The sequence below is a fragment of the Bradyrhizobium sp. USDA 4354 genome, from assembly GCF_054060315.1.
Genome location: NZ_JBSSDC010000001.1, coordinates 132,362 through 141,760 on the forward strand (window position 1 = coordinate 132,362; position 9,399 = coordinate 141,760).

A 9,399-nucleotide genomic window follows, 5' to 3' on the forward strand; every position below is an offset into this window, starting at 1 on the left:
CCGCGGTCTGCTGCGCAAAAGGCACACGCAGAAAACCGCACAGCAGCATACAGGTGGTGCCGAACACACGGCCTTCCCTGCGCAGTGGTCGGACGGCTTATGCCGCGCTCTCCTGGGAGCCGAATTCCTTCTGGCCTCCCTCACCCCGACGAAAGTCGCCGGCACCGCGCCGGTTGACGCAACTGCCGCATCCGCCAAGGCTTGACCGCAGCAACGACGGCCAGGACCACACGGTTTTGCCGTACGCTTTCAGCGGCGTTCGTCCGCGCGAAACCTTGGGCTCACGGAGAGCAATCCGCCCTGCCCTTAGCTTTCGCACACGACGCTGCCGCGTCCACCGCAACCCGGCCCGCGTTTCGAACGACTCGCGAACCGCCCCTCTTCGTGGGCCGGGCTGTTTCGACTTATGACGTAATTCCGAATTTCGGTAAAGTGGAATATTTTTCGGAGAGGGGTTGACGGGGGCGACACAGCAAATCTCGCAAGGCAGGTGAACGAACGCGCGTGTCCCGGACGCGCTGCAGCGTGCAACGCTGCTGCGGAGAGCCGGGACCCAGGAAGCGACACGGTACAATGCGGCGACATGGGCCCCGGCTCTGCAGCGCAGCGCTGAAGAAGCGCTGCGCTGCGTCCGGGGCACGGGATCTTCCTACGCCACCGCGGCGTCCGGAATCCTTGCGGCTTCCATCGGCACCTTGCCGCGGATGAGGTCCGAGGCGCGGTCGGCGATCATCATGGTGGAGGCGTTGAGGTTCGCCGAGATCATGCGCGGCATCACCGAGGCGTCGATGACGCGGAGGCCTTCGAGGCCGTGGACGCGGAGCTGGTCGTCGACCACCGCCCAGGTCGAGTCCGCCGGACCCATGCGGCAGGTGCAGCCGGGGTGGAAGGTGGTGGTGCCGCGCTCGGTGGCGGCGTGCAGGAATTCGTCGTCGGTGTTGACGTTGGGGCCGGGGAAATCCTCGTAGGCGTAATAGGGCGACAGCGGCGCGGACTTCAAAAGACGCCGCGCGAGCTTCATGCCGCCGACGATGACGCGGCGGTCGAGCTCGGCATCGAGATAATTGGTCTGGATGATCGGCGGCGCGAACGGATCGGATGAGCGGATGTGGACATAGCCACGGCTCTCGGGGCGCTGCTGCCAGGACGCCACGGTCATGCCGGGCTCGTCCTCGAGCTGGCCCTGCACGCCTTCCTTGTAGGACGCCGGCGTGAAGGTGAGCTGGAGGTCGGAGCTTTCCGCGCTCTCGCCGGAGTGCCAGAAGCAATAGACCATGGTCGGCGATAGCGACAGCAGGCCGCGGCGCGCGGTTGCCCATTTCAACGCCTCGATCCACAGCGAGAAGCCGCGGCGGAGCTCGTTGATGGTCTTGATGTCTTTCACGCGCGCCACCGTGCGCGGGGCATAGTGGTCCTGCAGCCCCTCGCCGACCGGCAGCGCGTGACGGACGGCGATGCCGTGCTGCTGCAACAGATCCGGCGAGCCGATGCCGGAGAGCTGCAGCAGCTGCGGCGAATTATAGCTGCCACCGGAGAGGATCACTTCCTTGTTGGCGCGCACCTCGACCGGCTGGCCGCCGCGGCCGCCCTTGGTGTAGCGCACGCCGACGGCGCGCTTGCCCTCGAAGATGATCTCGGTCGCGTGCGCATGGGTATGCACATGCACGTTGGGCCGCTTCATCGCGGGCTTGAGGAACGCGGTCGAGCCGGAGACGCGCAGGCCGTTGTTGATGGTGCGCTGGCAGTAGGAGACGCCTTCCTGGGTCTTGCCGTTGTAATCGGGGTTGCGGGGAATGCCGAGCGAGACCGCGCCTTCCATGAAGGCCTCGCAGAGCGGATCGCGCCAGTTCATGGTGGTGACGATGAGGTTGCCATCGCGGCCACGGTAGGTGTCCTCGCCCTCGCCGACCCGCTTCTCCAGCCGCCGGAAGTATGGCAGCACGTCGGCATAGCCCCAGCCGCGATTGCCCATCTGCGCCCAGGTGTCGAAATCCATGCGCTGGCCGCGGTTGTAGATGTGGCCGTTGATCGAGGACGAGCCGCCGAGCGTCTTGCCGCGCGGCGCGTAGATGCTACGCCCGCCGGTCCACGGACCGGGCTCCTGCTGATAGGCCCAGTTGATGCTCTTCATGTGGAAGGTCTTGATGAAGCCCGCCGGCAGATGAATGTAGGGATGCCAGTCACTGGGCCCGGCCTCGAGCACGCAGACGCTGACGTTGGGATCTTCGCTGAGCCGGCTGGTGAGCACGCAACCGGCGGAGCCCGCGCCGACGATCACATAATCAAATCTGTCCATGGTCCCTCGGCCGCACCTAGCGCGGCTTGTCGTTGAGTTGAAATTCCAGATGCGCCTGCACCGTCGGCCATTCGGCGGCGGTGATGCTGTAGACCACGGTGTCGCGCAAGGTGCCGTTCGGCGCGATCTGGTGGCTGCGCAGAATGCCGTCCTGCTTGGCGCCCAGGCGCTCGATGGCGCGGCGGCTCTGGTGGTTGAAGAAATGCGTGCGGAACTCGACCGCGATGCAGTTCAGGGTCTCGAAGGCATGGCGCAGCAGCAGCAGCTTGCACTGCGTGTTGAGCGGGCCGCGCTGCGCGCTCTTGCCGTACCAGGTCGAGCCGATCTCGACGCGGCGGTTGGCGGCATCGATGTTCATATAGGTGGTCATGCCGACGATCCTGCCGCCGGCATCGAACACGGTGAAGGGCAGCATCGAGCCGGCGGCCTGCAAGCCGAGGCGGCGGTCGATCTCCTCGCCCATGTTCTCCGGCAGCGGGATCGCGGTGTACCAAAGCTTCGACAGCTCGCCGTCCTTGACGGCCTCGACCAGCCCCTCGCGATGATCATGCGACAGCGGCTCGAGCCGGGCGTGCTGTCCGCGCAGGGTGACGGGATCGGGCCAGGGCATTGAAGTTTCTCTCCGTTGTCATTGCGAGTGAAGCGAAGCAATCCAGAATCTTACCGCGTAGACAGCCTGGATTGCTTCGTCGCAAGGGCTCCTCGCAATGACGGCTTGGCTCACTTGTTCAAAAAATTCAACGGCAAACCGCCCCGCGGCCAGTCCATGGCGATCAGCTCGCCCTTGCCCGACAGCGTAATGTAGGCGGTCTTCAACTCGGGGCCGCCGAAGGCGATATTGGTGGTGACGCGGTCGCCGGTCGGAACCTGCTCGACCAGGGTGCCGTCGGGCGCGATCACCGAGATGCAGCCGGAGACGAGCGTGGCAACGCAGACATTGCCGCCTCCCTCCACGGCGAGCGAGTCGAACATCTGGTAGCCGCCGAGGCCGCAGATCGGCTTGCCGCGCTCGCCGCGATAGATCGCATCGCGCGGCTTGAGCGTGCCCGGCGCGGAGAGCTCATAGGCCCAGAGCCGACCCGTGGGCGTCTCTGCGATGTAGACCGTGTTCTCGTCCGGCGACAGCCCGATGCCGTTGGCCGGCAGCACGCCATGCACGACCTCCACGAGTTCGGTCATGCCGGGTTTGAGGTAATACATGCCGCCGACATCCATCTCGCGCGCGCGGCGCTTGCCGAGATCGGAGAACCAGAGGCCGCCGTGCCTGTCGAACACGAGATCATTCGGCCCGCGCAGATCGTGCGCGCCGCATTTGGACACGACGGTTTCGACCTTGCCGGATTGCAGGTCGACGCGCTGGATCGAGCCGCCGAGATAATCGTCCGGCTGCGGACCCGGCATGATCATGTTGCGGGTCGGGATCCAGGAGAAGCCGCCATTGTTGCAGATGTAGATCTTGCCGTCGGGCCCGAGCGCGGCGCCATTCGGGCCGCCCGGCATTTTCGCCACGATCTCCTTGCGGCCATCAGGGTAGACGCGCGTCAGGCGCTGGCCGCGGATCTCCACCAGCACCACCGAGCCGTCCGGCATCACGACCGGCCCTTCGGGAAATTCGAGGTCGGTGGCGAGAACGCGGACGTTGGACATGTGGGGACCCTCCCGGCTGCTTGTTATGACTTGCACGGGATGTCCGGCACGGGCCCCGCAGGCAAGATTTGCCAGCGGTTATGACAAAGTCGCCGGGGCTTGCCAAGCAAGCGGGACGGTATGCCAGCGTTGCGCTGCAAAGCGCGATGAGGGTCATCGCGCTTTGCGTTATCGTTTCAGCATGATCCTTTCGGAAAACCGCTGCACACTTTGCGCGAACGCGGCCCTTCGGGTCCGGATCAGGCTACTCCCTCACCGGCAGCCAGATCTCGAAACCGCCATTGCCGGTTGCAGGATCGAACGTCTCATCGTAGCGCTCGAAGTTCGGCGCGTCCGCGGCCTTGAGGCCCGAGGCCGGCAGCCACTGATTCCAGATCGTGTTCACCGTGCGCCGGATCGCAGCGACGTGATCTGTGTGCGTAAAGACCGCATAGCGCTGCTCGGGGATGCGGATGCGGCCGAAGCGGCGCGGCAGGTCGGAGAAGTCGGCGACCTCGACGCCGGCGATGTAGTCGAAATTGCCGGCATCATCGCCGTTGCAGCAGACGCCATAGGCGACGTTACCGATGCGGGCGGGGATGTCGGCGACCTCCTGATGGAAGCGGTGCCACAGACCGGGGATCATGGCGCCGTTGTCGCAGGAGATGCGCTCGGCGGGACCGGCGATGAGGAACGCCTTTGCGGTCTCGAAACGCGGTTGGGGCGAGATGGTCGAGCATGGTGGAGTCCATGAGGATCGGCTCCTGAAGCTTGAGGTGGCTGACGCACGTTGCCGCTCTCACCGCTTCGGGCGTCGTGCCGAAATGGTCGCGGAACGCGCGGGTGAAGGCTTCGTGCGAGCCGTAATCCGCCTCCAGTGCCAGTGACAGAATGTCCGGCGCACCCTTTGCCAGACTGCGCGCGGCCTCCGTCAGCCGCCGTGCGCGCACGTAGCGCATCACCGGAAGACCGGTAGCTGCGGCAAACGCACGCACGATGTGGAACCGCGACACGCCGGAGATCTCCGCGATCTCGTCGAGCGTCATCGGCTCGGCCAGATGGCTCTCGATATACCAGAGCGCGCGCTGGGCTGGATTCATGGCGGTTCAGGCCCTCATTCGAAGCACGGCGATGATGCGCCGGCCGGCACCTGTCTGCTTGATCGGCATTGCTGTCCTTCACGTGAGAATAGTCCGGCAATGGCCACTGGCAACGCCCTGGCGTTCGTGGCTACACTCGTCGAAACCGCTCACGAGAAAGAGGAACCGGGTCATGGAAATCACCGATGTGCGGGCGCACCATATCCGCATCCCCTATGACGCCGGTGTCGCGAGCTTTCGCCAGGGCCCCTCCGCCATCACGGCCCTCGACATGGTCCTCGTCGAGGTCACGACCGATGCCGGGCTGACCGGCTGGGGCGATGCCTTCGCCTATGTCTGTCCGCGCACCACCCGCAGCGCCGTCGAGGAGATGATCGCGCCGCAGGCGCGCCGGCTGAAGGTGCCCGATGCGGCTGGCATTCCAGGGGTCATGGAGCAGATCCAGCGCAACCTGCATCTATTCGGCCGCTACGGCATCACCATGTTCGCGATCTCCGGGCTCGATATCGCGCTGTGGGACCTCGCCGCGAAGATCGAGGTTGTGCCGCTGCATCGCTTGCTCGGAGAGGTCAGGCGCACGGCCATTCCCGCCTATGCGAGCCTGTTGCGGATCGGCTCGCCCGACAACATCGCCGCGGAATGCAGGAAGGCGCTCGCGCTCGGCTATGGCGCGATCAAGCTGCACGAGACCACGACGCCGGCCGTGTTTGCCGCGCGCGAGGCGATCGGCCCGAACATTCCGCTGATGGTCGACATGAACTGCCCGTTGACCGGCGAGCAGGCGATCGCGTTCGCGAAAGCATGCCGGGACGCGGAACCGATGTTCCTGGAGGAGCCGGTCTGGCCGCCGGAAGACTTTGCCACGCTTGCCGAGGTGCGCAGCAAAGGCGGGCTCGGCGTTGCCGCCGGCGAGAATGCCTGCACCGAATATCAATTCCGCCAGATGATGGAGGCGGGCGCGGTCAGCCACGCCCAACCTTCAGTCATCAAGGTCGGCGGCATCACGGAATTCCTGAAGGTCGCAGGCCTGGCCGATCGGTCCGGCGTCAAGATCGTGCCGCACTCTCCTTACTTTGGTCCGGGCCTGCTGGCGACGCTGCATTTGCTCGCGGCGCGCGACGACGGGCTGGTCGAGATGTTCTATCTGAAGCGCGAGGCCTGCCTCTGGAACGGCCGCGCCGATGTCGATGCCACCGGCCATGTCGCGGTGCCCTCGGGCCCCGGGCTCGGCTATGAGCCTGATCGTGGCGTGATGGAGCGATACCGCGTCGCGTGATCGGCGCGCTTATTTGGCAGCGTCCTTCGCCGGCGGCGCGTCCTGCTTCTTCTTGAGATCCTCGGCGGTCTTCGCCTGCGCGGCCTGAAGGTCGCCGAGCGTCTTCTGCAATGCGGCGAGGCTCGTCTTCAATGCGTCGATCTGGCGATTGGCGGCATCCAGCTTCTGCTGATGATCGAGGGTGAGCTTGGTGATCGTCTTCTGCAGGAAGTCGACATTGCTCTGGAGACAGCTGGTGCGGCGCTCCATGGTCTTCTCGACGGTGCAGATCTCGATGCCAGGCACGTCCTGCGCGTGCACCGGCACGGCTGCCTGCGTGGCGAGCAGCAACATCGCGAAACAAACGCCGGCGTTTCGAAGCAGCATGAAAGTTCCTCGGCCAGTCGATCACATCAATGTGCGCTGTTTGCGCGCCGCCGCATGAGGCTACCACACTCGCACCGCATTCTCGCGTTGAGCTTGGGCTCGTTCCCCTGGGACGGGGAGCAGTGAACCGCACGCGGAGGAAGTGGGCGCTCTCCGCGGCTTTGTTTAGGGGAGATTTTTGGAATGGCAACGCGCGATAGACGTTTGGCGGAATTCGACGGCGCCGGAGAACCACCGCCGGGCCTGCCACTCGAAGTGTTATGCGAGGATCACAGCGGAACATATCAATTGCCGTTCGCCTGCCGCTATGTCGAGGGACGCTGGCAGAACCACGAGGCCGGCATTGCGGTCGAAGCAACCGTGATCGGCTGGCGCCTTCCGCGCCTGAAGCAGCGCGGGGCCGCCTGAAGGCGGTCTCTGTTTCAAAATGCGACGGGACCGCGCTCCGCTTTAACCTTCGGAACGCGGCCCGAACGAATCACGTCCGAATCAGCCGAAACGCCGTGTACGCACCTGTTCACGGCTAGATGTCGATGCGGCTCTGCTGGCGTGTACAATATCTCGGCAGCGTGTCGGATGGCCTGGGCCTGGCACCGGCGCCAAAGGTTAACGGTGGCAAAGGCATAGCTGTGAGGCCGCCAGCGAGGGGACCCCGCCGCCGAAACAGGCAGGGCCGCGCAACATCTGCCTAATATTCGACCTCGAGCTCCTCGATCTCGGCCGGCTCCTCCCTCGCCGCCGCGATCCATTCCTGCATCTCGGGCATGGCCATGATGGTCTCGGCATAGGCCTTCAGCGGCGGCGCGAGCTTGACGTCGTAGGTCACAAAGCGCGTCACCACCGGGGCGTACATCGCATCCGCCATGGTGCGCTGCGCGCCGAACAGGAAGGGACCGCCCGATTTCTCCAGGCAGTCGCGCCAGATGAACCAGACCCGGTCGATGTCGGCCTGCGCCCGCGACCAGATCTTGAAGCCGGGAAAGTGTCCCTTCAGGTTGACTGGCAGCGAGGCGCGCAGCGTGGTGAAGCCGGAGTGGATTTCGCCCGAGATCGAGCGGCAATGGGCGCGCTGGATGCGGTCGGCCGGCAACAGGCCGGCATCCGGCATCACCTCGTTGAGATATTCGGCAATCGCCAGCGTATCCCAGACCACGGCACCCTCGTGCCGCAGGCACGGCACCAGGATCGACGACGACAGCAGCAGGATTTCGGCGCGCGCCGACGGATCGTCCGGCGCGGTGACGATCTCCTCGAAGTCGAGCCCGGAGAATTTCGTCAGCAGCCATCCGCGCAGCGACCAGGACGAGTAGTTCTTGCTGCTGATGGTCAGTGTCGCCTTCGCCATAGAGCCTTCCCTCACGCCTGGGCAACGCACCGCCCGCGCGTGCGTGCCCGTGATCTGTGCCTACCCGCCCAGGGCGCAGCAAGCGACGTGCCAATTTTCCGGGCGGTCCGGCTCCCGTCTGGCTTCGATATTGCATCACGACAGGAGGCAGGTGGGCGCTTCAGTATGATGTCGATGTATTATCAGGCTTTTCAGAACCACATGGACCTGACGGCGCCATGGCGCGCGGGGGCTTCGTCCGCACTCAAATTCCTCAATCTGGTGCCTCAGGGCTCATCGGACCAGGTCGTCGGCCGGCTGTCGGCCGCGCTGGAGCTGATCTCGCGCTCCACCCTCACCTATGACCGTCCCGCCTACGGCATCGACAGCGTCATGGTGGGCAACCGCGAGATCGCCGTCAGCGAGGAGATCGCCTACGCGACGCCATTCGGCTCGCTGCTGCATTTCCGCAAGGACGGCGCGGGCGAGCAGCCGCGCATGCTGCTGGTGGCGCCGATGTCCGGACACTTCGCCACGCTGCTGCGCGGCACCGTGAAGACGCTGCTCCAGGACCACGACGTCTACATCACCGACTGGCACAATCCGCGCGACATTCCGCGCAGCGAGGGCCGCTTCGGGCTCGACGACTACACCGAGCACCTGATTGATTTCCTCGGACAGCTTGGCCCGCGCCCGCACATGGTCGCGATCTGCCAGCCCTCCGTCTCCGCGCTCGCGGCCGCGGCGATCATGTGCGAGGACAACCACCCCTCGCGCCCGGCGACGCTGACGCTGATGGCGGGCCCGATCGACACGCGGATCCAGCCGACCAGGGTCAACGAGTTCGCCAAGAGCAAGCCGATCGAGTGGTTCGAGCGCAATTTGATCAACTACGTGCCGATGCAGTGCCGCGGCGCCTTGCGCAAGGTCTATCCCGGCTTCGTGCAGCTCACCGCCTTCGTCTCGATGAATCTCGAGCGCCACATCAAGCAGCATCTCGACCTCGCCAACCACATCGCCAAGGGCGAGAAGGAGAAGGCCGCGACCATCAAGACGTTCTACGATGAATATTTCGCCGTGATGGACCTACCGGCCGAGTTCTACATCGAGACCGTGCGCGACGTGTTCCAGGAGCACCTGTTGCCGCAGGGCAAGCTGATGCACCGCGGCCGTCCGGTGAACACCAGGGCGGTCAGCCGCATGGGCCTGATGACGGTCGAGGGCGAGAAGGACGACATCTGCTCGATCGGCCAGACCCTGGCCGCCCAGGACCTCTGCACCGGCGTACGCGCCTATCGCCGCGTCCACCACATGCAGGCCGGCGTCGGCCATTATGGCGTGTTCTCGGGCAAGCGCTGGAACAACGAGATCTATCCGCTCTTGCGGGATTTCGTGCACGTCAATTCGTGAC

At 65.1% G+C, this 9,399-nt stretch carries 8 protein-coding genes and 1 pseudogene; 3 read left to right on the plus strand and 6 right to left on the minus strand.

What is annotated here, in order from left to right:
• Nucleotides 1–649: 649 nt before the first annotated feature.
• The 4 genes and pseudogenes from ACVIIV_RS00695 to ACVIIV_RS00710 all read right to left on the minus strand — a co-directional run bounded on the left by ACVIIV_RS00695 (nt 650) and on the right by ACVIIV_RS00710 (nt 5,022).
• On the minus strand, nt 650–2,296 hold the full coding sequence (locus ACVIIV_RS00695) for a GMC family oxidoreductase (RefSeq protein ID WP_456742447.1): 1,647 nt from the start codon (nt 2,294–2,296) through the stop codon (nt 650–652).
• A gap of 16 nt (nt 2,297–2,312) precedes the next feature.
• Entirely contained in the window at nt 2,313–2,906 is a 594-nt protein-coding gene (locus ACVIIV_RS00700) for a GNAT family N-acetyltransferase (protein WP_456742448.1), read from the minus strand.
• Nucleotides 2,907–3,016: 110 nt separating this feature from the next.
• Nucleotides 3,017–3,943: an SMP-30/gluconolactonase/LRE family protein gene (locus tag ACVIIV_RS00705; RefSeq protein WP_456742449.1), complete on the minus strand. Its 927-nt coding sequence runs from the start codon at nt 3,941–3,943 to the stop codon at nt 3,017–3,019.
• Between the two features lie 244 nt (nt 3,944–4,187).
• Nucleotides 4,188–5,022, minus strand: a pseudogene (locus ACVIIV_RS00710) (GyrI-like domain-containing protein).
• 172 nt (nt 5,023–5,194) lie between these two features.
• Between ACVIIV_RS00710 and ACVIIV_RS00715 the strand changes: the two are divergent.
• The gene (locus tag ACVIIV_RS00715) at nt 5,195–6,298 is read left to right on the plus strand and encodes a mandelate racemase/muconate lactonizing enzyme family protein (protein WP_456742450.1); all 1,104 of its coding nucleotides are present in this window, start codon (nt 5,195–5,197) and stop codon (nt 6,296–6,298) included.
• Between the two features lie 9 nt (nt 6,299–6,307).
• Here ACVIIV_RS00715 and ACVIIV_RS00720 read toward each other — a convergent pair whose 3' ends face one another.
• Nucleotides 6,308–6,664 carry a hypothetical protein gene (locus ACVIIV_RS00720; RefSeq protein WP_456742451.1) on the minus strand — a complete coding sequence of 119 codons (357 nt, stop codon included), beginning with the start codon at nt 6,662–6,664 and terminating at the stop codon, nt 6,308–6,310.
• A gap of 183 nt (nt 6,665–6,847) precedes the next feature.
• Here ACVIIV_RS00720 and ACVIIV_RS00725 point away from each other — a divergent pair, with 183 nt between their 5' ends.
• The gene (locus ACVIIV_RS00725) at nt 6,848–7,072 is read left to right on the plus strand and encodes a hypothetical protein (protein ID WP_036028537.1); all 225 of its coding nucleotides are present in this window, start codon (nt 6,848–6,850) and stop codon (nt 7,070–7,072) included.
• Nucleotides 7,073–7,352: 280 nt separating this feature from the next.
• Here ACVIIV_RS00725 and ACVIIV_RS00730 read toward each other — a convergent pair whose 3' ends face one another.
• The gene (locus ACVIIV_RS00730) at nt 7,353–8,009 is read right to left on the minus strand and encodes a glutathione S-transferase family protein (RefSeq protein WP_456742452.1); all 657 of its coding nucleotides are present in this window, start codon (nt 8,007–8,009) and stop codon (nt 7,353–7,355) included.
• Between the two features lie 165 nt (nt 8,010–8,174).
• On the opposite strand from ACVIIV_RS00730, the gene ACVIIV_RS00735 reads away from it, so the two are divergent.
• The gene (locus ACVIIV_RS00735; RefSeq protein ID WP_456742453.1) at nt 8,175–9,398 is read left to right on the plus strand and encodes a polyhydroxyalkanoate depolymerase; all 1,224 of its coding nucleotides are present in this window, start codon (nt 8,175–8,177) and stop codon (nt 9,396–9,398) included.
• Nucleotide 9,399 lies beyond the last annotated feature (1 nt).